Here is a 24,740-nt window from a genome sequence, read left to right on the forward strand (position 1 = left end):
GGGTGTGGTCTTTTAACTATGGGGTTGAGTTATATTCTTAAGTTTGTTTGCTTCTCTTCTCGCAAGTTACCCCCACCACCCGATACCCATCAGTAATCGGTACGCCACCAACATTCAATCGAACTTCGCACTGCTGCTCGTTCTTCTCTCCCCATTTCAGGTGATAAACCGTACCGTCAACCCCGGACAGCAGTACCTGTCCTCCAGGTCCAACCACACCTGCGCTGACACCTGCCTCGTCGAGGACGCTTGTGCCAAATGGCGGTACCGAGCCATTGGCGAGGCGCAGGTTGAGAATGACCTTTTCCGAACGACTGGCTTTGAACACTGCTTTGACCACCGCACCCCGCCGCGGTACGACATGCATCACACCTTCATGGATGTCGATAGTCGGGTCTAGATCGCTCGTGTCGAGGGTGATTCGGTTTTTGCGATAAGGCTGCACATAAGGCACCAGGGCGTAGCCACGATCGTTGGTCCGAATACCCGGGGCGTTGTTGACGCCGACACCAGGTGTGCCCTTGACCTCAATCAGGGCGACTGTTTCACCAAGGCTCTGGCCGAATTCGAGGCCGCCGGCGTGGGCTAGCATGGACCCGGAAGCACCTACGGAAACCTGCCGGTAATCTTTGCCAGCACTGACCCCGGCGCTCAACTGCGCGGCCTGAGCTTGATAGCCGAGTCGGGCGGAGCCGGCGTTACCTCCATGCTGCGCATGGCTGGCATCTACGTTGTAAGTCACCGCCTCTTTGCGTCCGCTCAAACCAGCGCGCTGGTCGAGGCTGCCATCGCTGTTGCGTGTCATCGTGAAGTTGGCAGAACTGCTGGAGCGTCCCCCTCCACCAAAGGGCATCGACAGGGATAGCCCAATCTGGGCGCCCTGGTCGTAGTTGTCGGACAGACTTTTGCTGGCATACAGGCTGTAGGAGACGCCTTTGTATTGAGTGCTGACGCCTAGCTGTACCTGCTTATCTACGTGTGAGCTGCCCCAGTAATTCTGATGGCTATAGTTGAGGTACATAGAGCCAAAACCTTGCAGCGACTGATTTACGCTGGCCTCCAGTCGCCTACGCCTGGACACTGGGGAGTAAGAGGCATTGGCCCGTTGCATGGCAACGGCTTCGCTGAAGTCGCGGTAGTCTTCGGTGGAGTAGCGATAGCCGGCAAAACGTACCGAGGTGCCGGTTTGAAATGCTTTGCCATAACGCAGGCTATAGCTTTGGCCAGTCTGTTGCGTGGCCGGGCCGTTGTCATTGCGGGGCGTATCAGTTTGGGATTGGGTGACATCCAGAGACACCGCGCCAATGTTTCCCAGGCTCTTGCTAACGCCCAGCGCTCCGGCGCGATAGAACTCGCTGCCTTGGAGGCCACCGTACAGGGTCAAGTCATAGGGCAGGCCATACGCAAGCGAAGCTTGAGCAAAGTGTGGGCGAAGATCCCCATAAGCTGAAGTGTATTCGCCAAGGGTTAGGCTATAGCGCCAGTTCTTTTCACGAAGCATGTTGCCCAAGGTGGCATAGGGCTGGGTGAAACGGCGCTCTCGACCATCGGCTTCCGTGATGATGACTTCCAGCTCACCGCTGCCAGAGGCGGCGCTGAGATCATCGATTTCAAAAGCTCCCGGAGCCACATAGGTGGTGTAGAGGGAATAGCCATTTTGTTTCACCTCGACTTTGGCCTGAGTTTCAGCCATTCCGCGGATTACGGGAGCAAAACCTTGCATGGAGTTTGGCAACATGCCGATGTCGGACGCAATTTGCGCACCGCGAAACTGCATACTGTTGAATACATCACCAGGAGTGAACGTCTCACCCAGCGTCAGGGTGCTCTTAAGGTCCGTGAGATCGCGTTGTGCATAGGTGTTGCTGCGCTGCCATTTGCGGCGACCGTACGTGCTGTGGCTCAACGAAGCATTGCTGCGGAACCGCCAATCGCCGAGGTTAATTCCCGCCGTGGTATAGAGATTGTATTGCTCTGAGGTGCCACGGGAGTTGTTGTGGCTTTGCGCCGCTGAAAACTGATAATTGAGCAACGCCGCGTTTATTCCTCTGTCCCACTCGGCAGGGTTAACGTAGCCGGCGGCGTCCCGACGTAGGGCAATTTGAGGAATGCTGATATCGACCACCATCAGGTTGCCATCGAGGCTCACGCTGGCGCCGTCAATCAAAGCTTGCAGGTCGACGCATTCCGGTAAAGGCTGATCCGGCGTTTCATAGATTTGAAGCTTGACACCCATCTCTTTCAACAAGGTTGGCGATAGACATGGGCGTGCCTCGCTGTTGTCGTCAATTTCGACGGTCAACTCACGGCGATCATAAAAGCTCTGGTTCAACCGCAGCAGCATTAGGTAGGTACCCGGCCCCACGTTGACGCCATTTGCGATTGCATCTAGGTCCAGGTTTGGGCCAGCACTGGTGCCGTTGAATGGCTGCATGAACGATGAGTCGAATCGAACCGGCTCCCCAGCCTCACTGAAGCCAGCCGCGCAACCCATCATGATCGCGCCGCTCAAACGCAGTTTCTGGAATGGGGCGCCGGAGAAAATGGGCTGCCAAGCCAAGTTGATCGTAGGTGGGGAATGACGAGACATTTTTTCACTCAATTGAAAGTCGCCTCGCCAGTTGCAGTAGCAAGTGAACGCAGCGAGGCGTAATCGGGAACACTAACTGGCTGGTAACGCAGATCTGATAGGTGCCCTGGTGGGTTCGGAATAGCCGCCGTAGTCGTTGATTACGGAGAACTGCACCTCAGTGGCCTTTCCGGCTGGGCCAGGTACCGGGTAATGCTGGCTACTCATGGGAGCAACCATGGCCGGATCTTGCACGTTCACTACCTGGTCGCCTGCCATCAGTTGCACGCCGGCAAAAGAGAGATGGAACGCCGACGGGTTCTCCACCGACAGCACTGATTGGCCTTCTTTTTTACTGATAGTCCAGTTAAGTGTTGGTAGCGCTTCGAGCATTTGCCCTTTCAGTCCTGCTGGGCGATAAAAAAGTTTGATTCGAGTGCGAATTGCAATTTTCAGGGTGTTGTTATCGCCCGCGCTGGCTTGAGGGATTTCCTGAGCATTGAGGTAGAACACTGATTCACGATCTTGTGGCAGTTCGCCGGGTACTTTCTGTACTCGGACGATCTGCTCTTTTTTTGCGTCCAGTCGAAATAGTGCAGGACTGGCGACAAACGGCACTGTTACGCTGTTATCGTCATTTTCGTTGTTGATCCACACCTGTACTGCATAAGGCAATGGTGTTGAGTTACTCGCGGTTATAGATGTGTCACGCTTGCTGCCATCGAACACCAGGCGAGTGCTACTCAGCATAAGCCCGCCCCAACTATTGGTGCTGAAAAAGCTACTGCCTACGATCGCTGCCAATAGCGGCCATCTGAGTGATGGGAGAGAAAAAAGCCTCATACTTATGATCCTTGTTGCGCGGTTGTGACAATGCAGGAGTTGGGGCGACTCCAGGAAAAGAATCGCCCAATCGGCAGCAATTAGTCGTATGCAACAGAAAAGGATACTTTCGAGTTTGCTGGGCCTGCCGTAACAGTCGAACTCGTTGCGATGTAGTGGGCGGTAAACTCCATGCCGTTAGCTAGGTTTGTATACCGCGATGAAGGTTGAGAGACGGGTACCTCAGTGTTTGTGGCGTCCATGATGCGTACGGCCACACCGGTCGCTACGCCTGTATCAGGCATTAGGCCAAAATATTGACCACTGTTTCCGGCGACACCGCTTTGAGGCAGAAAGGTAACCTTGGCACCCTGTGTGTCAGTGATGGTGCAAGCCGCACCGGAGCGGTCGACACTTAGTCTGAAACGACCACCTCCAGCGGTGTCGCCTGAGGCCCTGAATGCACCCAAAGTTATATTTCCTAAGGCAACGTCATTGTTCGTAAGGGAGGTGGCTAAGTCGGTAACAACCACTGGGCAGGTATTTGCGGTGATAGTACCTCTGAATGTTATATCTCCATCTGCAGCCATTGCGATTTGAGTGGATGCAAGGATAAGTACGAGCGCCGTCGCCCCATGAAGCGCATGTTTTTTCATATTCAAAATTCCTGTGGATTTGAGGGGGTTAAGTTTCTATCGGGGGCGCGAAATCCGGTAGTCGAAATGGTCGTAATAGCTGTACGAAAATTCCTACAAAATATTTTAATAAAAAAGCAATTTATATAAAGGTTTAGCAGTTAAGCTAAAGACAGGTTGTGGCGGTATCACTATAATCCGCACGCCGAATTAGGGTGCCATTGTCTCGGTCATCGAAGGTGCGCCGCTTTGAACTCAGTTGGAGAGCTTGCAATTCAGTAGGTCTGCATTTTTCGTATAGAGCTAAAATCAAGGAATTTCCCATGCGCAACGCCATCATCGTGGATGACCATCCTTTTATTCGTGCAGCACTAAAAGCGCTATTGGAAAAGGCAGGCTACGACGTTGTTGCGCAGGCGGAAGATGGAGCTTCAGCTATTCAGTTAGCCGCCGAGCACCGACCGAGCCTTATCGTCCTGGATATCGCCATACCCACAGTAGATGGCCTGTTGGTGTTGCGGCGGTTAAGTGAGCTGGATATCAAGAGCAAAGTGCTTGTGCTGAGCTCCTATCCAGCTGAGTTTTATGCGCTACGTTGTATGAAGGCGGGCGCAGTGGGCTTTTTATCCAAGTCGCAGGACACCACTGAGTTACTGCGGGCCATCAACGCTGTTAATTCGGGGTACTCATACTTTCCTCACGTCACGTTGCAGTCAGTGTGCGGTAGCGATGTGGGCTCCTCTGAGCAGGCGTTGATCAAAAGCCTTTCCAATCGGGAATTGGCGATTTTCATGAAGCTTGCTGCCGGGCTCGATAACAAACAGATTGGTGAGCAGTTATTGCTCAACAATAAAACTGTGAGCACCTATCGAACTCGATTGATTGAAAAGCTCGGTGTCAGTTCGGTGGTGCACCTGGCCGACATGGCCAAAAGAAACGATCTGATATGAAGGCTATGACTTCGTTTACCGGTGTCCGCCTATGCCTGGCGGTGCTACTGCTGCTTTTTGCATCGGTGAGTTTTAGCCATGGCCAATCCCTAACCCTGTTGGGGCGGTCCGAAATTGCTGTTACTGAAGATCGGCTGCACCTAAGCCTTGGCGACTGGGAGTGGCTGAAGGCCAAGCAAGTATTACGGCTGGGAGCCTCGGGGCCAGATTACCCGCCTTTCGACATCAGCGTTTCGGGCGAAGAGTACGAAGGATTGACCGCAGATTTTGCTCAATTGCTGTCAAAGTTGCTGCATGTGCCGATTGAAGTGCGCCGGTATGAGTCGCGTAAGCAGGTTATCGCAGCGCTCAAGGCTGGAGAGATCGATTTACTCGGGACCGCCAATCGCTTCGAAGCGGCCGATGCCGAGCTCGTTCTGTCGAATGCCTATGCTGAAGATCAGCCAACGATTGTAGCCAGAGCAGACATGGTCGATGCATTGGACCCGGACCTGGCGCACCAGCGCGTGGCGATGCTCAATCATTACCTACCTGCAGAGACTGTGCGCGATTTTTACCCTCAGGCTCAGGTGCAACTGTATTCGTCATCTTTGGCGGCTATGGGAGCTGTGGCGTTCGGAAAGGCTGATGTGTTTCTCGGCGACTCGGTCAGTGCCAATTATCTGATTGGTAACCGTTACATGGACACCCTGCAACTGGCTGACCTGGCCAATTTGCCAGCGAGCCATTTCTCTTTCGCCTTAGCGAAAGAGAATCTGCGGTTGTTGGCCCTGGTCAACACGGCCTTGGAAAGCATCCCGCTCAATGAGCGCAAGCGTATTCTTCGGCGCTGGAATGCCAGTGACAGTAGCACCGTAGTTAATAGACATATCCACTTTAGCGAGGCAGAGCGTCAGTGGGTGGCGCGACATCCAAGACTGCGCGTAGCCTTCAGCGATAATGCGCTGCCGATCGCATTTATTGATGACAACGGCAAATTGGGGGGGATTAGTGCCGACATATTGGCAAAGATCAGCCAGCGGACGGGTTTGAAGTTCGACGTACTGCGGGCAGACAGCAGTGAGACGCTGGTGAATTTGGTCAGGACGGGGCAGGTTGATGCGCTTGCAGCGTACACGCCGACGCCCCACAGCAAGAGCGGGCTCTCCTTCACTCGGCCTTATTTCATCAGTCCGTTTGTCATGGTCGCAGGTATTGGCTCTGATCGGCCAAGTAGTCTCGAAGACTTGGCCGGCAAGCAGCTGGCAATGATACCGAGTAGCCCGTTGTATCAGTACATCATGCGCAATTACCCAAACGTACGCCTGATCGAAACCAGTACGTTTGTGGATGCCATGGCATTGGTGGCCCAAGGTAAGGCTGACGCGATGGTCACCTCATTAATCAGTGCACGGTATGTGATCGGGCGCCATTACCAAGACTCTTTGAAAATCACGTCGACCGTTGATATGCCGCCCGCTCAGGTCTCTCTGGCGACTGCGCCCAATGCGGCGGAGCTGCAGTCAATCTTGAACAAGGCGCTCTTGAGTATTACGCCACAGGAAATGGAAAAACTCACCAACCGCTGGCGCGGAGATGTGCTGGTCGAAGACTCCTTCTGGCGCACCCACAAGGGTAATATCTTGCGCGGTCTGGCTTTGGCTGTTGTGTTGTTGGTGCTGGCTACAATCTGGATCACCTACTTGCGTCGGCTGATTCACAAGCGACAGGAAGCAGAGAGGGCCCTCGGCAACCAACTTGCGTTCATGCAAGTGATGGTAGATGGCACCCCGCATCCGATCTACGTGCGTGATCGGGAGGGCCGACTGCTCAACTGCAACGCGGCTTATGCCGAGATTTTGGGTTTAGATAAACCCAATATCCTTGGGCGGGATATCGCCGCGGTAAGCATCGTCGATCCGAATGACCTGCAGGCCTACGAGGCGGAATACCAAGCCGTTATCGGCAGTGGTATTGCCAAAGTCCAGGACAGAGCGGTCGCCACTGTCGATGGCCGACAAATGACGATCTATCACTGGATGTTGCCATTTCGCGATTGTGATGGTCGGGTGGATGGCATTATCGGTGGCTGGATCGACATCAGCGAGCGCCAGTGCTTGCTTCAGGCGTTGGAAGAGGCCAAGAACGAGGCCGACAACGCCAGCAATGCAAAATCAACATTCTTGGCGACTATGAGCCATGAAATCCGCACGCCGATGAATGCGGTAATCGGCATGCTCGAACTCGCGAATAAAAAAGCCGAGCAGGGCGTGTTTGACCGATTAGCAATCGAGGTTGCCTCTGACGCGGCGAAAGGGTTGCTGGAGCTGATTGGTGACATTCTAGACATTTCACGAATCGAGTCAGGTAAGTTGTCACTGGCGCCAGAACGTGTCTCGCTGTGTGAGCTATTTGAGTCGCTTACCCGGCTTTTTGAAGGGCTGGCCCGACAGAAGGGGTTGAAACTCACACTGCAGCTGGATCCTCGTGCTAATCGAGTTGTGCATGCCGATCCGGTTCGGCTCAAACAGATCATTTCCAACCTGTTGGGTAACGCGATCAAATTTACCGATGAGGGCTCTGTGGATTTGAGCGTTTGCATCGTGCCCAGTGGCGACGAACGAGTGCTCGCCCTGAACATAGCGATCGCGGATACCGGTTGTGGTATATCCGAGCAGGACCAGCAACTGCTGTTCAATCCCTTTGCTCAGGGGAGCAATCACGCGCATACAGTTCGCCAAGGGACGGGCTTAGGGCTGTTTATCAGCAGAACGCTTTGCGAGATGATGAACGGTGAGTTGCGACTGAGTAGCACCGTCGGAATCGGAACCGAGGTCATGGTTGCGCTCGATTTACCCTTACTTGGCGAGGTTTCAATTGTCGATCGGGTCGTGGTCGAAGCGCCGGCAGCTCACCACTCGCTTAATATTTTGGTGGTTGACGACCACTCCACCAACCGTCTGCTTCTTTCGCAGCAGCTCGATTATCTGGGGCATCGCACTGTTTTGGCAGAGGATGGTGCCGTTGGGTTTAAAGCTTGGCTTGCCCAGTCATTCGACGTTGTAATCACCGACTGCAACATGCCATCAATGAACGGATATGCCCTGGCAAATGCTATTCGAGCGCATGAGAAGGAGCACGGGAATCGACCTTGCCATCTGATTGGTCTTACCGCCAATGCACAACCCGAAGAGCGCCAGCGTTGCATGGGCGCGGGAATGGATGATTGCCTGTTTAAGCCAATTGGGCTTCAACAACTGGAAGCTGGACTGAAAGGGGAGTTCCACTCTCAGAGTCGAGCCGATTACGCGCCAGCTGAGCCTACGGCATTCAATATGTGCCAGGTTTTAAGTGTGCTGAACGATTTGACCGGAGGGAATGAAGCGGCTGTAGAAACGCTGCTTGGTGATCTGGATAACAGCAATCGCCGTGACTGTGAATCATTGGAGAGGCTCAGTCATTGCAAAGACCTGAATGGGCTCGTGCAGCTCGCGCACAAAATCAAAGGCGGGGCTCGGGTGATTCGACATCACGCGGTAATCGAAGCCTGCGAAGGGGTAGAGTTGCTCTGTGCTTCGGGTCAGTCGGACTCATCTGAGCTGGTACGGACATGCGATCAGTTGACGTACTTGCTGACCAAACTATCTGAAGAACTGCAGGAATGCATTACCAACTTCGACAAGGTCTAGAGGGTTTTTCTGAACGAGGAGGGCGATAGGCCAACGCACCGAGAAAATGCCTGGCTGAACTGGCTGGCGCTGCTGAATCCACATTCATAGCCGATCGAGTCGATTGCATCGCTTGTGTGGGCCAGCAAGATTTTGGCCCGCGCAATACGCCGCGATAAGATGTATTGATAGGGTGTTACGTTGAAAGATTGCTTGAAGAGCCGTAAAAAATGGAACTGACTGACTGCCGCGATTGCAGCAAGGCTTCCGACGGATATCTTAGTCTGTAGGTGCTCTTCTATGTAATCCGCTAGTCGCGCTTTTTTTATCGGGTTGAACCCTGTAGTAGTTTGCGGAGTGAGGGGTTTTCTTGACATGTAAACTAGAAGCGTCATCAAAATCGACTCGCGTAGCAGTGGGTCGCTGGCATGAGTAAATTGCCCGCACATCATTTGAATGAAGTTGTCATTGAGCTGAGTTTGTGCTTTTAGATCCAGTCTTCCATCCGAGCTTGGTAAAAGTTCAGCAAGTCTTGGATCTATACTCATGACTGTCGCACAAAACATGCTCCCTTCGTAGGCGGCTTTGAATTCAGACCCTTTAGGAAGGACGTCAATTTTTCCGCGTAACCGGCCGCCGTGTGGAACTATTTTTCCATCAACTCTGGCTTGTCCAAATTGGTTTTCACCCTGGCTAAAGAATACTAATGAATGAGTAGAGCGGTTTAGCTTGATGAGGTGATCACCTTGAATTTCAATTTGATCAACTCTTCCAAAGTCCCATGTTTGTGAGCTGACTTGTAGTGGGGCCTCCAACTCATAGTGGAGCCCTTCGAGGTCAATTCTCCCCCCGTTGTATCTGATTGCTTCGCTCATGCCGGATTTCCTTGTGCATCACCGATGCATCTTCAGCCCCCAGCTTAGCAGCCTGAGGGGGATGACTGCTTGCTCTAGCGCAACGACGTGTCAGTCGGCCTACCCGGCGCCGCCCTGGTTGATCACCACTGGCGTCTCAATAAACTTTCACGCCCCGGGAGGCGTATCTTCATGCTTAAATCTCGGCTACGTATCCTTATGGTAGCTCTCACGGTCACCCACCAGCCTGTCAACGCTCAACTGACACATGACACGGGTGAACAACCCGGAAATGTGCGCTGGCAGCCCTGCGTTAACAGTGACTTTCGCGCATGGTTCGACGATGAGCCGCCACAGGGACTGCTCTGTGGTCATGTTGAAGCGCCATTGGTTTATTCGACAAATGCCCAATCAAGTGATGTGCGACTGGCATTGACCCGACTCCCCGCGACAGGCGTCAAAAAGGGCAGTGTGGTTTTCGTCAGCGGTGGCCCAGGGATGCCGGGAATCAACCCTTACCTGTCTAACGACAGAACGGTTGACCGGCTAAAAGAGTCTTACGACATCATTGGATACGACCCCCGAGGTGCTGGCCAGTCAGTACCGAAGATTTCTTGTGCGTTTCCCGATCTCGATGCCCCCCCTTCATTTGCTGACGGTGGCATCGCCGAACCTGAGGCTTCGCTCCGCCAGGTTATTGCCGCGTGCATCAGCCAGTCTGGTGCCCAGGTTCTAAAGCATATTGGCACCCATGAAGCAGTCAATGACTTGAATATGATTCGTGCTGCATTGGGCGAACCTTCCTTGACCGCAGTGGCGTACTCCTATGGCACTTTGGTCGCCGGGTTGTATGCCGAGCGGTTTCCTGAAAAGACTCGCGCAATGGTGTTGGACGGCGTGGTGGATCTCTCGGAGGACAACTACACCCAGCAATTGAATCAAGCGCGCTCCTATCAACAGACGTTCCAGCGGTTCGTAACGTACTGTGCCAGAACGCCTCATTGCCCATTGCCTGGGGATGAAAGTCGTGCGGTCGATGCGTTCCACCGAATATTGCATCACCTGAACGAGGACCCGTTGATCACGCAGGAAGGTGATGAAATTAACGGCGACGACCTATTCACCGCTACTCATGGGTTGCTGCTGTGGCCGCACCGCTGGCCCGATTTGATCGCATTGTTACAGAACGCCAATGCAAGGACTGGGGATGAACAGGTGGCTGCTCTGATTGATGAAAACACCAGTTTGAATGGCGATGCACTGAGCGTTATTACCTGTGCGGATACTGCAACGCCAGACGCCGATATTAAGGTGCTTCACAAGCAACGACAGGAGATTGGCGCTGCATGGCCTTTCACGAACTACATGGCAGCAGAGGAGTGGCCCTTGGAAATGTGTGACCTGTGGCCGTTCCAGGGTACGTTTCACGCACATACGCCGGTGGTTTCTCCAATGCTGCCGCCATTGCTTTTTGTTGGCCAGCGTTACGACGCAACCACGCCCTACGTTAATGCCCAGCAGATGGCAAAAGTGTTCAGGAGTCCACTGATCACTCGTGAAGGAGACGGGCATACCTTGGTGCTTCACGGTATCGATCGCTGTGTAGACGAGGCTGTGGTGGACTATTTACTGATGCCCGAGGAGGGCGCAGGCGACAAAACCTGTCGGTGAGCTAGCCAGTGTTTTATCGCGTGTTTAGCCGTGGTGCGGCTCTGGCGGTTTCCCTCCCCATGTCGGTGAGCAGCCGCTCAATAGCTTGTTCTTCAGCTCAGTGTTCTCTACGTGAAGTCTGGACACATCCCAGGTCAATCGTTCGATCTTGCTGTTCAGCTGGATTATCTGCTCGGCCTGGCCATGATTGATCGCCACCAGCTTCGCGATGTTCTTCCGGGCTCGGGAAAGGTCGTGTTGCAATTGCTCGTTTTCCCCCTCGAGCAGGAGGGTGTGTTGCTCGAGCATTTCCATAGGCGTTGGCATGCCCAGCGAAAAGCTGTCATCGTCGATGATCACGGTGTCACCCACCAATACTGTTTGTATATACAGTAATCGAAGCCAGTGAATCTGAACAGTTCAGGGTGACGAGTTGCAGGAGGAGGGTTTTTTTTCGGTCGGCAGGACGCCGGAGGAGGGGTGAAAATCAGTTCCAAAACCAGAAAGGCCCACCCCTCTAGAACGGGACTCTCAGGCTGATGGAGAGGAATTCGTTTTGGAACTGAAAAGCGGTTCCAGGCCGCAGCGGGCGGGATTTCTTCTATCGGATTGCAAATCCGTCTACGCCGGTTCGATTCCGACCTCGGCCTCCATTATTGAAAGCCCCGCAGATTAACGTCTGCGGGGTTTTTCTTTGCGCGCTGGAAAAGCCGATCATTTCCGCATGTCTGGTTGAAATGGCGTCACTCTGCGCACATGGTGCCCGGCGGCTATATTCAGATGGGGTGGAGCCAAGGGAGGAGGAGCGCTATGGACAAGGCATTTCGAAATATCGTTTTTGTTGTCGGGGTTATGTTGCTGATAGTCGGGGCGGGTGTAACGCTGAATTTCATTTTGCGGGAAAAAGCTGATGATGCCCCGGTGATCATCATATTGATCCTTGGGGTCATCATGGTTGTCGCAGGCTGGAAACAAAGTCAGAAGGGGTAGGCCGCCCAAGCCCCTTGCTTGGCGGCCCTCGTTCCGTTGATTGAGTATCGTTACCCTATTGCAGGGTTGTATCAACACGGAAAGTCATATGCTCAAACGGCCTACCGCACTTGTGATCGTGGCGACGGCACTACCCGCATGCCAGCCGAAGTGGAAGTCGATGACAGAGTAAGAAGCTCAGCAGCAGCGGGAATTTGCTGAAGCTCTTTGGGCCAAAGACAGGGCTAGATATCCCAGCCTTGTAGAATGGCTCAGTGATCAGATCAGCCCCGGCCTTTGAGATCAGTTGATGTTGGCCAGTTCTTCTTGGTCATGCGTTTTCTTGCAAGCCTCATCCGTCAGACTATAAAGCTCAACCCGCACAGCCTCGGGAATAGGCACTGACAGGTTGCTGGCCCGCTCAACGTAAACATAAACAATATGTGCGACCGCAGAGGCGTGTGCTTCATCGCCGCGAAACAATGCCACTTCATAACGCGCACTGCTGTTGCCCAGATGAGATATCCGCACGCCAACTGCAATTCGCCCGGGAAATTCGATGGGGGAGAAGTAGGTGCAGCCTGAGTTGACGATCAGCCCGATCACCGGGCTGCCGGTGATGTCCAGCGTGCCCCGCGCTACCAGAAACTCACTGATCGCCGCTTCGCAGTAGGAGTAATAGACAACGTTATTGACGTGCCCATAAGGGTCTTGATCACCCCAGCGTGTCGTCACTTCGGTGAAGTAGTTGAATTCTGCCCGGCTCGCGGGTGAGGCGCGGTGGCTCATAGGATTTCCTGGTAGCAACGTGATTCCGGGCCACCCTATCAGCGAGCTTGCTCGGCCGACCCTCTCAAAGAGAGGGGGCGATGTGGCCTTAGGGAAAAACGGTTACCAAGGTTTGTGCTCCTGCTGGGCCAGCGAGCTTTCAGCTGATCCTTTTGCAAGTTCGACGGCTGCCGTAATGGCAGCGCGGGCTTGAGGGCTGTTCTTCCAGCAGGTCGAGCCTAATGCAGCCGCTGCTTGCGCCAGGATGTCACTGACATCCGACCTGGCGAGATCATGCAGCGATTCGATTCCCATCTGCTCAAGCCGGGTAATTACGGTAGGGCCTACACCCTTGAGGGCTAGCAGGGCAGTGCGTTCCTTCGATGGAAACGGCATCAGTGAAATCCTTTTCCAGCAGTTGGGCTGCCCTTTGTACAGGACTAACTCGGAACCAGGCAAATCACATCGGTTACCGGGCCGCAGCTGTGCTGTGCATTCATGCGGTCGCAATGCACAGTGGCTTCTTCTTTGTTCTGATAGCTGGGTTTAAGCCGGATTTTTTCCTGATTGTCGTAAATGTCGAAGCCGCCCGACACCGTGTTGCATAGTACCGGGTGCCCGCGCGGAAAGATTCCTGCTCGATTGGCACCGCCGGAACAATAACGAATCTTGGTTGCATTTTTTTGCGCCTCCCCAGGCAGACATCTAACTATTAGTCATCGATTTGCCTCACCGCAACCAGGCGCTGAGAGAAGCGACAGGAGGTATGAAAAACCGGGTCATGCAGTGCCGGTCCTCATCAGCAGATGATTCTTCTTAAGCATCCAGGCCTTTGCTTTTTAATTGGTAATGAAAACTGTTCTCAATATCTTCGCGCTCCTGTACTCTTGCCAGCGCTTTTGGCGGCAGCCCGCATTGCCGCCTGTTTGAACGGTCAGTTGGGGATGGAGATGGATGACAAAAAAGGGCCCGTTGCGATGCTGCAATGGCGTGCAACGTTCCTTGGCGAGGGTGTTTTGCAGGAAGAAGATTACGATCAGGCGTTAATGGCTGCGGCGCGGCTGGAGCAATCGGGCGCGGTCAGCGCCGGTGAATGGCTGCAGATGGTCCGTCAGGCCAATGCCGCATTGCTTTACCAGCCATGAGCAGCGCTCAACCCAGCACCCACACCAGCATCGACAGGGCCAGTGCCAGCAGTGTGCCCAGTACCGCAGCGTACTCGATCTTCGAATGCTGCGCATGCACGCGCACGTCCTCAAGGTACTCTGACTGAGCGGGGGCGTGCGCGTAATGACGCAAATCGTCGGTGAGGCTCTGCAGGCGAGCATCGACGATAGCCGCGACGGTATAGAACGAGGCGATATAGCTGGTGAGGACGATCAGCAGGTACTTCATGTTCGCTCCCTGGCGTTGACGATTTTGAATCCCTGGCTTATACAAGCGTCCCTTTTTGCCAAACGCACTGCCGCAGGTACTGATGATGCATGACGAGCTGGATATTCACGAACCTGAACACGATCACCTGCTCGATCATGAGTTCTATGACGTTGACCCTGCCCAACAGGACGAAGTCGACCCGCTGTTCGACCCTCAGGACGACGAGCCGGCCGACACCCTGGATGAAATGGACTGGGACGAAGGTGTCGACCCGCTTGACGACTTTTAGGCCGGGAGCCGACTTATCGTCCGTCCACCGAGAACCTGCCGGCGCCAGTCACTGACAGCAACAGCAAGCCGCCGCAGATGCTCAGGTTCTTGAAAAACTGCACACTGTTCGCGGCGCGGGCTGCCTCGTCGGTCATGGTCCAGAACGGGTGGCCAATCAGTGCCGTGCCGATCACGAACAAGGCGAACAGAAAGGCCAGAGGCCGGGTAAAGAAACCGATGATCAGCAGGATGGCGACAAAGAACTCCATGATCACCGCGACCCCGGCAGCCACCATGGGCATGGGAGCGCCCAGCGAAGCCAGGTAACTGACGGTGCCGTCGAAGCCGGTCAGTTTGCTCCAGCCAGACATGACAAACAGGATCATCAGCAGGATACGCGCCAGCAGAATGATTACATCGCGCTGGTTATCGAACAGGGTATAGCGCATGGCCGCCTTCCTTTGTTATGGGGCCATTTCACCATAGCAGCTGGTTATCGTCTTTGCCCCGACGGGCGGCGGCGGGCAATAAAAAAGGCGCCTGCAAGGCGCCTTTCAAGAAGATGGTGCGAGTGGCGGGACTCGAACCCGCAAGGCTCACGCCGGCAGATTTTAAGTCTGCTGTGTATACCAATTCCACCACACTCGCACAGGTTTGAAAGGGTCTGGCAACCGGGCGTGTCGTTGGATCGAAGCCCTGGGGAAAATGAGTTTCCGCCGCAATCAAGCGTGCTTTATAACTCATCGTTATATTTGAGTCAACCGCAGCCACGGCCTTGTAACCGCCATGGGCTGCGCCTTTGGGGGCGCTGCGCGGCTATTGATCCTGTGCTTTTCATTAGAAATATCGATCTGCTGGAATTGCCAGCTGCACGGGCTGTCTATGCTTGAATAAGTCTGCGTATTGCGTGGGGGTTCCATGAGTTCTTCTGATCGCACGGACACCCTGCAAACCAGTCCCTATGAGCAGTTGGTGCAGGCCGTGGTGGACTACGCCATCTACATGCTTGATCCTCAAGGGCATATCGTTTCCTGGAACGCAGGCGCGCAGCGCATCAAGGGCTGGCGCGCCGAAGAGGTGATCGGCAAGCACTTCTCGCTGTTTTTCACCGAACAGGACCGCGCTGAGGGCAGACCTGCCATGCTGCTTGAACGGGCGCTCAGTACCGGCGTTGCCCAGGACGAGGGCTGGCGTGTGCGTAAGGATGGCACGCGTTTCTGGGCCTTGGCAGCACTGGATGTGATCCGTTCGCCAGACGGAAAAATCATCGGCCTGGCGAAAATAACCCGGGATATTACCGACCGCCTCGAAGCCGCCCAGCAGCTCGACGCCATGCGCGCGCAGCTGTTTCAGGCGCAGAAGCTCGATGCCCTCGGCCAGTTGACCGGGGGCATGGCGCACGACTTCAATAACCTGCTGACCATTATCATCGGATCGGCGAAGCTGGCCCTTGGCAGTCAGGATTCGCAGCGAGTGCATCGTTTGCTCGAGCATATTATTGATGCCGGTGAACGCGGCGCGCAGATGACGCAGCAGCTGCTCAGCTTTGCCCGGCACAAGGCATTGAAGTCAGGCCGGGTACGGCTGTCGGTATTGATGGAGTCAAGTCGTTTGCTGCTGGGGCACGCGCTGCCCAAAGGGGTCGAGTTGCAGGTCCGGTTGGAAGAGGGCTTGCAGGATGTCGACGTGGATGGCGGGCAGTTGCAGATGGTGCTGGTCAATCTGATCCTCAATGCCCGTGATGCGCTGGATGGGGAAGGGGTTATTTGCCTTCAGGGATGCAACTGTCAGCTGGCAGGTGAGGTCGAAGACTTGCACGGGGCGTTTGTACGACTGGACGTCAGCGATGACGGTCGAGGTATTGCCCCCAATGTGTTGCCGCGGATCTTCGAGCCTTTCTTCACCACCAAGGCATTTGGCAAGGGAACCGGGCTGGGGTTGAGTCAGGTCTATGGCTTCATCAAACAGAGCAATGGCGCTGTCACGGTGGCCAGCGTGCAAGGGGAAGGCACGCATATAACGTTGTACCTGCCGGTATTTGAGGCGAACACTGCGGCGTCCAATTGAACGGGTGAGCGTATCGTGGAACAACTCAAGCGCCTTGTCAGCGGTATCGATGGTCTGGATGCATTGCTCAAGGGCGGCCTGATTGCCGGTGCGTCCTATATCGTTCAGGGGCCGCCGGGCTCGGGCAAGACCATATTGGCCAACCAGCTGGCATTCAATCATGTCGGGCAGGGCGGGCGCGTGCTGGTCGCCACTCTGTTGAGCGAGTCGCACGAGCGTCTGTTCCAGTACCTTTCTACCCTGAGCTTTTTCGACCCGAGCCTGGTGGGCAATCAGATCCAGTTTGTCAGTGCGTTCGATACCCTGGAGCGTGAAGGCCTGGACCCGGTGGTCAAACTGCTGCGCGGCGAAATCAGTCGTCACCAGGCCACCTTGCTGATTGTCGATGGCTTGTTGACCGCCAGGTCTCGGGCAGATACGCCGCTGGACACGAAAAAATTCATTGCCGACCTGCAGGGCCATGCAGCGTTTTCCGGTTGCACGGTGCTGTTCCTCACCAGTTCGCGACTGGATGATGGCAGCCCCGAGCACACGATGGTCGATGGTGTGATCGAACTGGGTGAGGTGCTGGTCGGCAATCGTTCGGTACGCCGTATCCAGTTACGTAAAACCCGTGGCAGCGGTGCGTTGTCAGGTCTGCATGACTGCGAAATCACCGAGGACGGCCTGCAGGTCTATCCGCGCCTTGAGTCGTTGTACAGCCACCCCAGTGGCGGCGGCAGTGACGAGCAGGGGCGCGTCAGCAGTGGTATCAATGCGCTCGATGCGCTGCTCGGTGGCGGATTGCCAGGGGCTTCAGTCACGCTGGTAATGGGGCCCTCGGGGATCGGTAAAACGTCCCTGGGTGTGAGTTTTCTGGCGTCAGCCACGCCGCAGGCGCCCGGGCTGCATTTCGGCTTTTACGAAACACCGCATCGATTACGCCTCAAGGCCAGTGCGCTGGGGCATGATTTCGCTGAACTTGAGCGCCAGGGCGCGCTGCACATCCGCTGGCAACCGACCACTGAAGGCGGGCTCGATGAAGTGGGTGCGCGGCTGCTGAGCCAGGTTGAGGCGCACGGTATTCGACGCGTGCTGATCGACAGCCTGGGGGCCTTTACCCGCCTGGCAAGCAACCCGGCGCGGCTGAACGAATTTTTTCGCGCCCTGACCGGTGAGCTACGGGCCCGGGATGTCAGCGTCATGGCTACCTGGGAGATGCGCGATATCTTCGGCTCGGAAATCAATGCACCTGCCCCGGACCTGTCGAGTATCGTCGATAACCTGTTGCTGATGCGCTTTGTCGAGCTGGAGTCGGAGCTCAAGCGTTTGTTGTCGATTCTCAAGGTGCGTGACAGTTACTACGACCCGGCGCTGCTCGAGCTGATCATCAGCGCGCAGGGTATCGATCTGCAAAAAGCCTTTACCCAGGCGACGGCAGTGCTCTCCGGCACTCCAGCGCCGGTACCGGGCGCGTGAACGTTCAGGCGGCACGGCCATGAGCACGATTCTGGTCGTCGACGACGAGTACCTGATCGCCGATATCCTCAGCTACGCCCTGGAAGATGAGGGGTATCGGGTGGAGACGGCCAGCAACGGGCAAAAAGCGCTGGATATCCTCAAAGGCAAGCGCGTGGAGCTGGTCATCACCGACTACATGATGCCGCAGTTGAACGGAGAGGAGCTGGCAGTGGAAATCCGCAAGCAACCACTGTTGCAGACCCTGCCGGTGATACTGATGAGTGGTGCCCAGGCGCATGAAGGACGAGGCAATCCTGACTTGTTCGTGGCGGTGTTCGACAAGCCGTTCGACATTCGCGAGATGATAGCCAAGGTCAAGGAGCTGGTTGGCGCGCCCAAATCGTCGTGAGGCCATTGCGGCCGGCCGCAAGGGCTGACGAGATCAGGGTCAAGCGCATCCGTGCGACTTGAATCAGCGCGCGTCACTCGTGGTGATTGTCTCCTTTCTCCGGCGCCGGGCTGCCGGCCTGAATGCGCTTGTAGATCTCTTCGCGGTGCACCTGAACATCTTTAGGCGCATCGATGCCGATCCTCACTTGCATACCTTTGACGCCCAGAATGGTGACTTTGATGTCATCGTTGATGACGATGCTTTCGCCAACCTTGCGGGTGAGTATCAGCATGTATTTCTCCTTGGTAACGTAAGTTGCTGTGCGGGCTGCGCTCGCACTAGCCGGGAACCCGCGCTGCGTGTTCCTCTTTTCCTTCATTAAAGACGTTTTCGGCGGATATTAATTCCCCCGAATACACAATCTGTGGTGAGCCTTCAGTCGCAGGTGCCCTGAGCGGCAAATCAACGCTGCAGCCCCGTGATTACGGCTCACATCCGCAAGCATAGGGGGCTTGAGCGAATATGGGAAATTTCTCTGCATGATAGGGGAATTGGGGCCTGTTGTATCGATCTTCAAGGGGGTGCCAGGCTTTTCAGGAACACTGCCAGGCGCACTTCTTCGGTATCCAGCCCCTTGCGTTTACGTGCGGGCGGCAGCCTGGCCAGTTCACCGCGGGTGAAACATTCCAGCAGGGCCGGGTGGATGTAGCAGCGCCGACACACCGCGGGTGTGTTGCCCAGGCGCAGGGCAACCTGCTTGACGGTATCGACGATCTGCCGGCGGGCTTCGGTTTCAGGCTGCCATTGCAGCTTGCGCAGCAGGTTCAACGCCAGGGCGCTGCCGGCCCAGGTGCGGTAGTCCTTGGCGGTGAAGTCACTGCCGGTCAATTGTTGCAGGTAGGCATTGATATCGGCAGAGCCAACACTGTGGCGATTGCCTTGTTCGTCCTGATACTGGAACAGGTTCTGGCCGGGCAGGTCCATGCAGCGTTTGATCAGGTTGGCCAGGCGCCGATTGCGCAGTGTCACCTGGTGTTCGATGCCGCTTTTGCCGCGAAACTGAAAACGTATGGCGATGCCCTGAACCTTGACGTGGCGGTTGCGCAACGTGGTCAGGCCGAAGGAGTTGTTGTCGCGGGCGTACTGACGGTTGCCCACGCGAATCAGGGTGGTGTCGAGCAGGCTGACCACCAGGGCCAAGACTTTCTCGCGGTCCATGCCCGGGCGTGCCAGGTGGCTGTCCAGCTGGCTGCGCAGCTTGGGCAAGAGGCTGGCGAAGGCTTGCATGCGGCCGTACTTGTGGCTGTCGCGAAAATCGCGCCAGTGCGGATGATAGCGATACTGCTTGCGGCCACGGGCATCGCGCCCGGTGGCTTGCACGTGACCTTGCGGGTCGGCGCAGATCCACACGTCGGTATAGGCCGGGGGAATGGCCAGTGCCTTGATCCGCTCCAGCGTGGTTGGGTCGCTGATGCGCTGGCCGCTGGCATCGAAGTAAACGAATCGGCCGCGCAGTGTTTTACGGCGCAGGCCCGGCTGGTTGTCATCGACGTAATGCAGGCTCTCGGGAAGGGCGACTTCGTCCATTGCACATGTCCGGTGATCGAACTTGTACTATGGACCGCACGATCAGCCCAGCAGTGCCACCGATTTTATCTGTGCGATCAGTTGCTGGCCACTGTGCAGGCCCAACTGGTCGGCCGAGTAACGGGTGATGCGTGCCAGCAGCACGCTGCCGGCAGCATCGAGGCTGACCAATACATGGGCGTTGTTGTCCGCTGGCTGATGGCCGCTGACCCTTACCGGAAGCCGGTTGAGGATGCTTGAGCTGGCATCGTCGGCTTGGCTCAGGCTGACATCCCGGGCCTGAACCTTGAGCCGAAGTGGCGTGCCCAGGGGCAGCGGTTCGTGAGCCAGGCGCAGTTCCAGGTGACTGCCCGGCAGTTGCAGGCCCAGCAATTGATAGTGGTGGTCGTAGCTGCTGACCAGACCTTCGATGATCACACCGGCATCATCACCCTGGGCCAACGGCAGGTCGAGGCGGGCGAGGGTGGCGGCAATCGGGCCGCTGGCCTGGACTTTGCCGTGCTCGAGCAGCACCAGATGGTCCGCCAGGCGAGCCACTTCATCCTGGGCGTGACTGACATAGATCAGCGGAATGTCCAGTTCAGCGTGCAGGCGCTCCAGGTACGGCAGAATTTCGCGCTTGCGCGGCCCGTCCAGGGCGGCCAGCGGTTCGTCCATCAACAACAGTTGCGGGCTGCTGAGCAAGGCGCGGGCGATGCCCACCCGTTGTGCTTCGCCGCCGGAGAGGGTGGCCGGCTTGCGCTCGAGCAAGTGCTCGATACCCAGCAACGCACACGCCTGGCCGAGGCTGACCTTGCGCGCCTGGGGCGGGATGCGCCGCCAGCCGAAGGTCAGGTTGCCCTGCACGGTCAGGTGCGGGAACAGGCTGGCTTCCTGGAATACATAGCCGATCGGGCGCAGGTGCGGGGCAATGAAATGATTGCGTCGCGAGTCCTGCCAGACCTGCCCGTTGACCTCGATGTAGGCGTCGGACGCGCGCTCCAGGCCAGCCAGGCAGCGCAGGCAGGTGGTCTTGCCCGAGCCGGAATGACCGAACAGGGCACTGATGCCGCGACCGGGCAGTTGCAGGTCGACATCCAGTTTGAAATCGTTGCGGGTAACGTTGAGCCGGGCATGAATCATCACGGCTCAACTCCAGGCCGATTTGCCCCGGCGGCTGGAGTACAGCGCCAGCAGCACGAGGAAGGAGAACACCAGCATGGCTCCGGCGAGCCAATGGGCTTGCTGGTACTCCATGGCTTCGACATGGTCGAAAATCTGTACCGACACCACGCGGGTCTTGTCGGGGATGTTGCCACCGATCATCAGTACCACGCCGAATTCACCCACTGTGTGGGCAAAGCCGAGGATGCTGGCGGTGATGAAACCTGGACGTGCCAGGGGCAGCACGACATGGACGAAACAATCCCAGGGGCTGGCCCGCAAGGTAGCGGCCACTTCCAGCGGACGCTCGCCAATGGCAGTGAAGGCGTTTTGCAGCGGTTGCACGACAAAGGGCATGGAGTAGATCACCGAACCGATCACCAGGCCGGTGAAGCTGAACACCACGGTGCCCAGCCCCAGCGCTTCGGTGGTCTGGCCGATCCAGCCATTGGGCCCAAGGGCCAGCAACAGGTAGAAGCCGATCACTGTCGGTGGCAACACCAACGGCAGTGCTACCACAGCACCCACCGGCCCGCGCAGCCAGGAGCGCGTGCGCGCCAGCCACCAGGCGATGGGGGTGCCCACCAGCAGTAAAATCAGGGTGGTCAGGCTGGCCAGTTTGAAGGTCAGCCAGATGGCACCCAGGTCGCTGGCGTCCAGCGGCATCAGATTTCGTAGCCGTAGGATTTGATCAGTGCAGTGGCTTTCGGGCCTTTGAGGTAGTCGACCAGCGCTTTGGCGGCCGCGTTGTCCTTGCCCTTGTTGAGGATCACGGCATCTTGCTTGATCGGCTCATGCAGGCTGGCGGGAACGATCCAGGCTGAACCTTCGGTGACTTTGCCGTCTTTGTAGATCTGCGACAGGGCGACAAAGCCCAGCTCGGCGTTGCCGGTGGACACGAACTGGAAGGCCTGGGTGATGTTCTGGCCTTCGACGATCTTGCCTTTGGTGGCGTCGTTCAGCTTGAGCTTGTCCAGCACCTGAGTGGCAGCAAGGCCGTACGGGGCGGCTTTGGGGTTGGCGATGGACAGGTGTTTGAATTCATTTTTCTTCAGCACCTCACCTTTGTCATCGACGTAGCCCGGCTTGGCCGACCACAGGGCCAGGGTGCCGACGGCGTAGGTGAAGCGTGAACCTTTGACGGTGTCGCCTTCGCTTTCCAGCTTGGCCGGGGTGCTGTCGTCGGCGGCAAGGAACACCTCGAACGGTGCACCATTCTTGATTTGCGCGTAGAACTGCCCGGTAGCCCCGTAGGCAGCGACCAGCTTGTGCCCGGTGTCTTTCTCGAAGTCCTTGGCGATGGCCTGGATCGGCGCGGTGAAGTTGGCTGCAACCGCTACCTGGACCTCATCGGCCCAGGCGCTGTTGAAAGTCATGAACGTGGCCAGGGCGGCCAGGGCAAAACGGGGGGCGCACTTACTCATGAAACACAGCTCCATGGGCTGAAGGGAATCGTTGTATACAAGAATATATAGCGATTTCCCGACAAACGGAAAGCGCTGTGTTAACGACGCAGTTGCGCCAGTGCGCGCTCAGCCAGGCTGCGGGTCAGCTCACCAGCTGGCAAGGCCCGGGCCAGACGCGCCGCCTGTCCTGACCAGAGGTTGCTGAAATCGCTGCTGCCATTGGGTTCGCTGATCGCCCGCAGCGGCATCAGGGCACCGCCGGCCAGCGGAAAACGCGGCGCCAGGGCACTGATCGGGCCGAGTTCGCGCATGATGCGGGTGGTGATGCCCCGGGCCGGGCGGCCGGTGAACAGGTTGGTCAGTGCGGTTTCGCTGTCTTTGGTGGTCTGCAGGGCCTGGCGATGGGCGGCCGAGACTTTGGCTTCCGGGCACAACAGGTAGGCGGTGCCCAATTGCACGCCGGAGGCGCCCAGCGCCAGAGCGGCGACAATGCCACGGTGGTCGCCGATACCGCCGGCTGCGATCACCGGCACGCTTACGGCATCGACCACCTGCGGCACCAGGGCCAGGGTACCGACCTGGGTGTTCAGGTCAGTGCTCAGGAACATCCCGCGATGGCCGCCGGCTTCATAGCCCATGGCAATGATCGCATCGCACCCGTGTTGCTCCAGCCAGATGGCTTCGTCGACGGTGGTGGCGCTGGACAGCACCTTCGCCCCGGTGGCTTTGACTCTTGCGAGCAAACCAGCTTCGGGCAGGCCGAAGTGGAAGCTGACGACGGCGGGCTTGAAGGCTTCGACCAGGCTGCAGGGGGCGTCGTCGAACGGCGCGCGGTTGGACACCGGCGTCGGTGCGTCGAAGTCGGCGCCAAGCTCTGCATAGTAGGGCTTGAGTGCCTGTTTCCAGGCCGCGTCGCGGGCCGGGTCGGGCTCAGGCGGCTGGTGGCAGAAGAAGTTGAGGTTGAGCGGGCCGTTGCAGGCCTGCTTGAATGCGTGCAACTCGGCGCTTATCTGTTCCAGGTTCAAGGTCGCACACGGCAGCGACCCCAGGCCACCGGCATTGCTCACGGCAATGGCCATGGCCGAACCGGTAGAGCCGGCCATGGGCGCTTGAAGAATCGGCAGTTCGATCCCCAGCAGGTCGAGAAGACGGGTGTCTGGCCATTGACTCATCCTGGAACTCCTTGTGCGCAGGCGACCTTTATAGCGCTTTGCTTACCTTGATGTCGGTGATGTTCTTAGCGTCTTCGCCGTGGAGCTTTACCAGGGCAGCTTGTACTTCTTCGGGCGCGTCGCTGCTCAACTGGGCGAAGTCGAAACGACGCTCACCGTCGATCTTGTACTTGATGACGTACTTGGTGGTCTGGCTCATGGCTTATCTCAGTTTCGACGACGAACGGCGGATGAACTTGATCTTGTGGGTGAAGGTCGGTTTGGTCACGGCCGACAGCGCGCGCGGGCCAACGGTATCGATGGTGATGTTCCAGAAACCGGTGCTGGGCACAGTGATCTTCGCCGGGAAGTCGACAAACGCGCCGCCGTGGTAGGTATGACGGCCGCCGTTCTTGAAGCTGCGGAAGTTGGCGTCGTTCATCAGGCGGATGTTGCAGCGCTGGGAACACTCGATGACGACAATGTCGTCTTCGTTGAGGTGTTCACGCTGGTGTACGAATTTCATGTTGCTCTCCGCAATGGATCTTTGGGCAAATCAAAACGATACCATGATCACAGGTTACACTCCCGCCCTTCGTGCCAGGGCCAAGATAAATCTGCCAATCAAGGGAGCAAAATGGTCTTGGCGCGGTCAGAGTATTTTTCCGTGGTGGAGGTGTAGCTTGATGAAGTGGGTTGTAGTGGCGTTGGCGGCAACGCTGGGCGGGTGTGTCAGCGTGTCGGAGCTTGAAAGCTCGCCTGAAACCTTGAACGTGATTTCCGGCAAGAAGCCCAAGGCATACGCTGAATGCGTGCAGAAGCAACTGGCTGAAACCCGCGGCCCGCTTGAGGTTGAGCCACATCATGACGGCCTGCGCCTGGTGGTTCCGCAAAAGCTCGGCAGTGGCCCTGCCGCTCTGGTGGACATCAACGAGCGCGGTAGTGGCAGCAGTATCAAACTGTACGAACGCCTGAACAACTTTCCGCTGCGCCTGGGTGATGTGAAAACTGCGGCGACACGCTGCATTTCTGGCTAAGACCTTA

At 56.7% G+C, this 24,740-nt stretch carries 27 protein-coding genes, 1 tRNA gene and 1 pseudogene; 10 read left to right on the forward strand and 19 right to left on the reverse strand.

From position 1 onward, the window contains the following. Positions 1 to 37 precede the first annotated feature (37 nt). The 3 genes from I5S59_RS15385 to I5S59_RS26735 form a co-directional block, all read right to left on the reverse strand. Entirely contained in the window at positions 38 to 2,602 is a 2,565-nt protein-coding gene (locus I5S59_RS15385) for a fimbria/pilus outer membrane usher protein (RefSeq protein WP_232239780.1), read from the reverse strand. Positions 2,603 to 2,662: 60 nt separating this feature from the next. After that, positions 2,663 to 3,412, reverse strand: a complete 750-nt coding sequence (locus I5S59_RS15390) for a molecular chaperone (RefSeq protein WP_197877394.1) — start codon at positions 3,410 to 3,412, stop codon at positions 2,663 to 2,665. Positions 3,413 to 3,492: 80 nt separating this feature from the next. After that, positions 3,493 to 4,047, reverse strand: a complete 555-nt coding sequence (locus tag I5S59_RS26735; protein WP_197877395.1) for a fimbrial protein — start codon at positions 4,045 to 4,047, stop codon at positions 3,493 to 3,495. Positions 4,048 to 4,349: 302 nt separating this feature from the next. Here I5S59_RS26735 and I5S59_RS15400 point away from each other — a divergent pair, with 302 nt between their 5' ends. Both I5S59_RS15400 and I5S59_RS15405 read left to right on the forward strand, forming a co-directional pair. Then, the gene (locus I5S59_RS15400; protein ID WP_197877396.1) at positions 4,350 to 4,976 is read left to right on the forward strand and encodes a response regulator; all 627 of its coding nucleotides are present in this window, start codon (positions 4,350 to 4,352) and stop codon (positions 4,974 to 4,976) included. Next, entirely contained in the window at positions 4,973 to 8,644 is a 3,672-nt protein-coding gene (locus tag I5S59_RS15405) for a transporter substrate-binding domain-containing protein (protein ID WP_197877397.1), read from the forward strand. The genes I5S59_RS15400 and I5S59_RS15405 overlap by 4 nt, the downstream gene beginning before the upstream one ends. Here the strand turns inward: I5S59_RS15405 and I5S59_RS15410 are convergent. Further along, on the reverse strand, positions 8,641 to 9,498 hold the full coding sequence (locus tag I5S59_RS15410) for a helix-turn-helix domain-containing protein (RefSeq protein WP_197877398.1): 858 nt from the start codon (positions 9,496 to 9,498) through the stop codon (positions 8,641 to 8,643). The genes I5S59_RS15405 and I5S59_RS15410 overlap by 4 nt on opposite strands. A 171-nt stretch (positions 9,499 to 9,669) precedes the next feature. On the opposite strand from I5S59_RS15410, the gene I5S59_RS15415 reads away from it, so the two are divergent. Beyond that, the gene (locus I5S59_RS15415; RefSeq protein ID WP_232239781.1) at positions 9,670 to 11,148 is read left to right on the forward strand and encodes an alpha/beta hydrolase; all 1,479 of its coding nucleotides are present in this window, start codon (positions 9,670 to 9,672) and stop codon (positions 11,146 to 11,148) included. Positions 11,149 to 11,172: 24 nt separating this feature from the next. Here I5S59_RS15415 and I5S59_RS15420 read toward each other — a convergent pair whose 3' ends face one another. Continuing rightward, positions 11,173 to 11,487: a hypothetical protein gene (locus tag I5S59_RS15420; RefSeq protein ID WP_197877399.1), complete on the reverse strand. Its 315-nt coding sequence runs from the start codon at positions 11,485 to 11,487 to the stop codon at positions 11,173 to 11,175. A gap of 450 nt (positions 11,488 to 11,937) precedes the next feature. On the opposite strand from I5S59_RS15420, the gene I5S59_RS15425 reads away from it, so the two are divergent. Next, complete coding sequence (locus I5S59_RS15425) at positions 11,938 to 12,117, forward strand: hypothetical protein (protein WP_197877400.1); 180 nt, start codon at positions 11,938 to 11,940, stop codon at positions 12,115 to 12,117. A gap of 282 nt (positions 12,118 to 12,399) precedes the next feature. On the opposite strand, the gene I5S59_RS15430 is transcribed toward I5S59_RS15425, so the two are convergent. From I5S59_RS15430 to I5S59_RS26475, 3 genes and pseudogenes are all read right to left on the reverse strand, one after another. Then, complete coding sequence (locus I5S59_RS15430) at positions 12,400 to 12,885, reverse strand: acyl-CoA thioesterase (protein ID WP_197877401.1); 486 nt, start codon at positions 12,883 to 12,885, stop codon at positions 12,400 to 12,402. 102 nt (positions 12,886 to 12,987) lie between these two features. Continuing rightward, positions 12,988 to 13,260 (reverse strand): helix-hairpin-helix domain-containing protein, encoded by a 273-nt coding sequence (locus I5S59_RS15435; RefSeq protein WP_197877402.1) that lies wholly within the window; start codon positions 13,258 to 13,260, stop codon positions 12,988 to 12,990. Positions 13,261 to 13,304: 44 nt separating this feature from the next. Next, positions 13,305 to 13,543: pseudogene (locus tag I5S59_RS26475) on the reverse strand (hypothetical protein). A 127-nt stretch (positions 13,544 to 13,670) separates the two neighbouring features. Here I5S59_RS26475 and I5S59_RS26590 point away from each other — a divergent pair. Then, positions 13,671 to 14,009 (forward strand): hypothetical protein, encoded by a 339-nt coding sequence (locus I5S59_RS26590; RefSeq protein WP_332262080.1) that lies wholly within the window; start codon positions 13,671 to 13,673, stop codon positions 14,007 to 14,009. Between the two features lie 7 nt (positions 14,010 to 14,016). On the opposite strand, the gene I5S59_RS15445 is transcribed toward I5S59_RS26590, so the two are convergent. Further along, positions 14,017 to 14,259 carry a hypothetical protein gene (locus tag I5S59_RS15445; protein WP_197877403.1) on the reverse strand — a complete coding sequence of 81 codons (243 nt, stop codon included), beginning with the start codon at positions 14,257 to 14,259 and terminating at the stop codon, positions 14,017 to 14,019. A gap of 55 nt (positions 14,260 to 14,314) precedes the next feature. On the opposite strand from I5S59_RS15445, the gene I5S59_RS15450 reads away from it, so the two are divergent. Continuing rightward, positions 14,315 to 14,530: a hypothetical protein gene (locus I5S59_RS15450; RefSeq protein ID WP_232239782.1), complete on the forward strand. Its 216-nt coding sequence runs from the start codon at positions 14,315 to 14,317 to the stop codon at positions 14,528 to 14,530. Positions 14,531 to 14,543: 13 nt separating this feature from the next. Here the strand turns inward: I5S59_RS15450 and I5S59_RS15455 are convergent, their stop codons facing one another. Both I5S59_RS15455 and I5S59_RS15460 read right to left on the reverse strand, forming a co-directional pair. After that, positions 14,544 to 14,960: a DoxX family protein gene (locus I5S59_RS15455; protein ID WP_197877404.1), complete on the reverse strand. Its 417-nt coding sequence runs from the start codon at positions 14,958 to 14,960 to the stop codon at positions 14,544 to 14,546. Between the two features lie 114 nt (positions 14,961 to 15,074). After that, positions 15,075 to 15,159, reverse strand: a tRNA-Leu gene (locus I5S59_RS15460). Positions 15,160 to 15,429: 270 nt separating this feature from the next. Between I5S59_RS15460 and I5S59_RS15465 the strand changes: the two genes are divergently transcribed. Genes I5S59_RS15465 through I5S59_RS15475 form a run of 3 tightly spaced genes read left to right on the forward strand, consistent with a single transcriptional unit; the run spans position 15,430 to position 18,427 of the window. Then, on the forward strand, positions 15,430 to 16,578 hold the full coding sequence (locus tag I5S59_RS15465) for a two-component system sensor histidine kinase NtrB (protein ID WP_197877405.1): 1,149 nt from the start codon (positions 15,430 to 15,432) through the stop codon (positions 16,576 to 16,578). 12 nt (positions 16,579 to 16,590) lie between these two features. Further along, positions 16,591 to 18,036 (forward strand): ATPase domain-containing protein, encoded by a 1,446-nt coding sequence (locus I5S59_RS15470; RefSeq protein ID WP_197877424.1) that lies wholly within the window; start codon positions 16,591 to 16,593, stop codon positions 18,034 to 18,036. A 19-nt stretch (positions 18,037 to 18,055) separates the two neighbouring features. Further along, positions 18,056 to 18,427 (forward strand): response regulator, encoded by a 372-nt coding sequence (locus I5S59_RS15475; RefSeq protein ID WP_197877406.1) that lies wholly within the window; start codon positions 18,056 to 18,058, stop codon positions 18,425 to 18,427. A gap of 73 nt (positions 18,428 to 18,500) precedes the next feature. Here the strand turns inward: I5S59_RS15475 and csrA are convergent, their stop codons facing one another. The 8 genes from csrA to I5S59_RS15515 all read right to left on the reverse strand — a co-directional run bounded on the left by csrA (position 18,501) and on the right by I5S59_RS15515 (position 24,222). Continuing rightward, a complete protein-coding gene (gene csrA, locus I5S59_RS15480; RefSeq protein ID WP_197877407.1) occupies positions 18,501 to 18,701 on the reverse strand; it encodes a carbon storage regulator CsrA in 201 nt (66 codons plus the stop codon). Positions 18,702 to 18,982: 281 nt separating this feature from the next. Further along, positions 18,983 to 19,996 (reverse strand): DNA topoisomerase IB, encoded by a 1,014-nt coding sequence (locus tag I5S59_RS15485; protein ID WP_197877408.1) that lies wholly within the window; start codon positions 19,994 to 19,996, stop codon positions 18,983 to 18,985. Positions 19,997 to 20,038: 42 nt separating this feature from the next. Then, positions 20,039 to 21,118 carry a molybdenum ABC transporter ATP-binding protein gene (gene modC, locus I5S59_RS15490; protein WP_197877425.1) on the reverse strand — a complete coding sequence of 360 codons (1,080 nt, stop codon included), beginning with the start codon at positions 21,116 to 21,118 and terminating at the stop codon, positions 20,039 to 20,041. A 6-nt stretch (positions 21,119 to 21,124) separates the two neighbouring features. Next, positions 21,125 to 21,805 carry a molybdate ABC transporter permease subunit gene (gene modB, locus I5S59_RS15495; RefSeq protein ID WP_128323682.1) on the reverse strand — a complete coding sequence of 227 codons (681 nt, stop codon included), beginning with the start codon at positions 21,803 to 21,805 and terminating at the stop codon, positions 21,125 to 21,127. Next, positions 21,805 to 22,563: a molybdate ABC transporter substrate-binding protein gene (gene modA, locus I5S59_RS15500; protein WP_197877409.1), complete on the reverse strand. Its 759-nt coding sequence runs from the start codon at positions 22,561 to 22,563 to the stop codon at positions 21,805 to 21,807. Before modA ends, modB begins: the two co-directional genes overlap by 1 nt. 80 nt (positions 22,564 to 22,643) lie before the next feature. Then, positions 22,644 to 23,717: an NAD(P)H-dependent flavin oxidoreductase gene (locus I5S59_RS15505; protein ID WP_197877410.1), complete on the reverse strand. Its 1,074-nt coding sequence runs from the start codon at positions 23,715 to 23,717 to the stop codon at positions 22,644 to 22,646. A gap of 28 nt (positions 23,718 to 23,745) precedes the next feature. After that, positions 23,746 to 23,916 carry a hypothetical protein gene (locus I5S59_RS15510; RefSeq protein WP_197877411.1) on the reverse strand — a complete coding sequence of 57 codons (171 nt, stop codon included), beginning with the start codon at positions 23,914 to 23,916 and terminating at the stop codon, positions 23,746 to 23,748. 3 nt (positions 23,917 to 23,919) lie between these two features. Next, positions 23,920 to 24,222: a DUF1883 domain-containing protein gene (locus I5S59_RS15515; RefSeq protein WP_038612501.1), complete on the reverse strand. Its 303-nt coding sequence runs from the start codon at positions 24,220 to 24,222 to the stop codon at positions 23,920 to 23,922. A 160-nt stretch (positions 24,223 to 24,382) separates the two neighbouring features. Here I5S59_RS15515 and I5S59_RS15520 point away from each other — a divergent pair, with 160 nt between their 5' ends. Beyond that, entirely contained in the window at positions 24,383 to 24,733 is a 351-nt protein-coding gene (locus tag I5S59_RS15520; RefSeq protein WP_197877412.1) for a hypothetical protein, read from the forward strand. Positions 24,734 to 24,740 lie beyond the last annotated feature (7 nt).

This window comes from Pseudomonas alkylphenolica, from assembly GCF_016009175.1.
GTDB lineage: Bacteria > Pseudomonadota > Gammaproteobacteria > Pseudomonadales > Pseudomonadaceae > Aquipseudomonas > Aquipseudomonas alkylphenolica_B.

Bases quoted from the DNA above. Each gene is read 5' to 3' on its own strand.
- I5S59_RS15485 (WP_197877408.1), bottom strand. From the start codon at position 19,996: ATGGACGAAGTCGCCCTTCCCGAGAGCCTGCATTACGTCGATGACAAC.
- I5S59_RS15455 (WP_197877404.1), bottom strand. From the start codon at position 14,960: ATGCGCTATACCCTGTTCGATAACCAGCGCGATGTAATCATTCTGCTG.
- I5S59_RS15430 (WP_197877401.1), bottom strand. From the start codon at position 12,885: ATGAGCCACCGCGCCTCACCCGCGAGCCGGGCAGAATTCAACTACTTC.
- csrA (WP_197877407.1), bottom strand. From the start codon at position 18,701: ATGCTGATACTCACCCGCAAGGTTGGCGAAAGCATCGTCATCAACGAT.
- I5S59_RS15435 (WP_197877402.1), bottom strand. From the start codon at position 13,260: ATGCCGTTTCCATCGAAGGAACGCACTGCCCTGCTAGCCCTCAAGGGT.
- modC (WP_197877425.1), bottom strand. From the start codon at position 21,118: ATGATTCATGCCCGGCTCAACGTTACCCGCAACGATTTCAAACTGGAT.
- I5S59_RS15515 (WP_038612501.1), bottom strand. From the start codon at position 24,222: ATGAAATTCGTACACCAGCGTGAACACCTCAACGAAGACGACATTGTC.
- I5S59_RS15445 (WP_197877403.1), bottom strand. From the start codon at position 14,259: ATGAAGTACCTGCTGATCGTCCTCACCAGCTATATCGCCTCGTTCTAT.
- modA (WP_197877409.1), bottom strand. From the start codon at position 22,563: ATGAGTAAGTGCGCCCCCCGTTTTGCCCTGGCCGCCCTGGCCACGTTC.
- I5S59_RS26590 (WP_332262080.1), top strand. From the start codon at position 13,671: ATGATTCTTCTTAAGCATCCAGGCCTTTGCTTTTTAATTGGTAATGAA.
- I5S59_RS15390 (WP_197877394.1), bottom strand. From the start codon at position 3,412: ATGAGGCTTTTTTCTCTCCCATCACTCAGATGGCCGCTATTGGCAGCG.
- I5S59_RS15405 (WP_197877397.1), top strand. From the start codon at position 4,973: ATGAAGGCTATGACTTCGTTTACCGGTGTCCGCCTATGCCTGGCGGTG.
- I5S59_RS15510 (WP_197877411.1), bottom strand. From the start codon at position 23,916: ATGAGCCAGACCACCAAGTACGTCATCAAGTACAAGATCGACGGTGAG.
- I5S59_RS15475 (WP_197877406.1), top strand. From the start codon at position 18,056: ATGAGCACGATTCTGGTCGTCGACGACGAGTACCTGATCGCCGATATC.
- I5S59_RS15410 (WP_197877398.1), bottom strand. From the start codon at position 9,498: ATGAGCGAAGCAATCAGATACAACGGGGGGAGAATTGACCTCGAAGGG.
- I5S59_RS15505 (WP_197877410.1), bottom strand. From the start codon at position 23,717: ATGAGTCAATGGCCAGACACCCGTCTTCTCGACCTGCTGGGGATCGAA.
- I5S59_RS15425 (WP_197877400.1), top strand. From the start codon at position 11,938: ATGGACAAGGCATTTCGAAATATCGTTTTTGTTGTCGGGGTTATGTTG.
- I5S59_RS15465 (WP_197877405.1), top strand. From the start codon at position 15,430: ATGAGTTCTTCTGATCGCACGGACACCCTGCAAACCAGTCCCTATGAG.
- I5S59_RS15520 (WP_197877412.1), top strand. From the start codon at position 24,383: ATGAAGTGGGTTGTAGTGGCGTTGGCGGCAACGCTGGGCGGGTGTGTC.
- I5S59_RS15400 (WP_197877396.1), top strand. From the start codon at position 4,350: ATGCGCAACGCCATCATCGTGGATGACCATCCTTTTATTCGTGCAGCA.
- modB (WP_128323682.1), bottom strand. From the start codon at position 21,805: ATGCCGCTGGACGCCAGCGACCTGGGTGCCATCTGGCTGACCTTCAAA.
- I5S59_RS15415 (WP_232239781.1), top strand. From the start codon at position 9,670: ATGCTTAAATCTCGGCTACGTATCCTTATGGTAGCTCTCACGGTCACC.
- I5S59_RS26735 (WP_197877395.1), bottom strand. From the start codon at position 4,047: ATGAAAAAACATGCGCTTCATGGGGCGACGGCGCTCGTACTTATCCTT.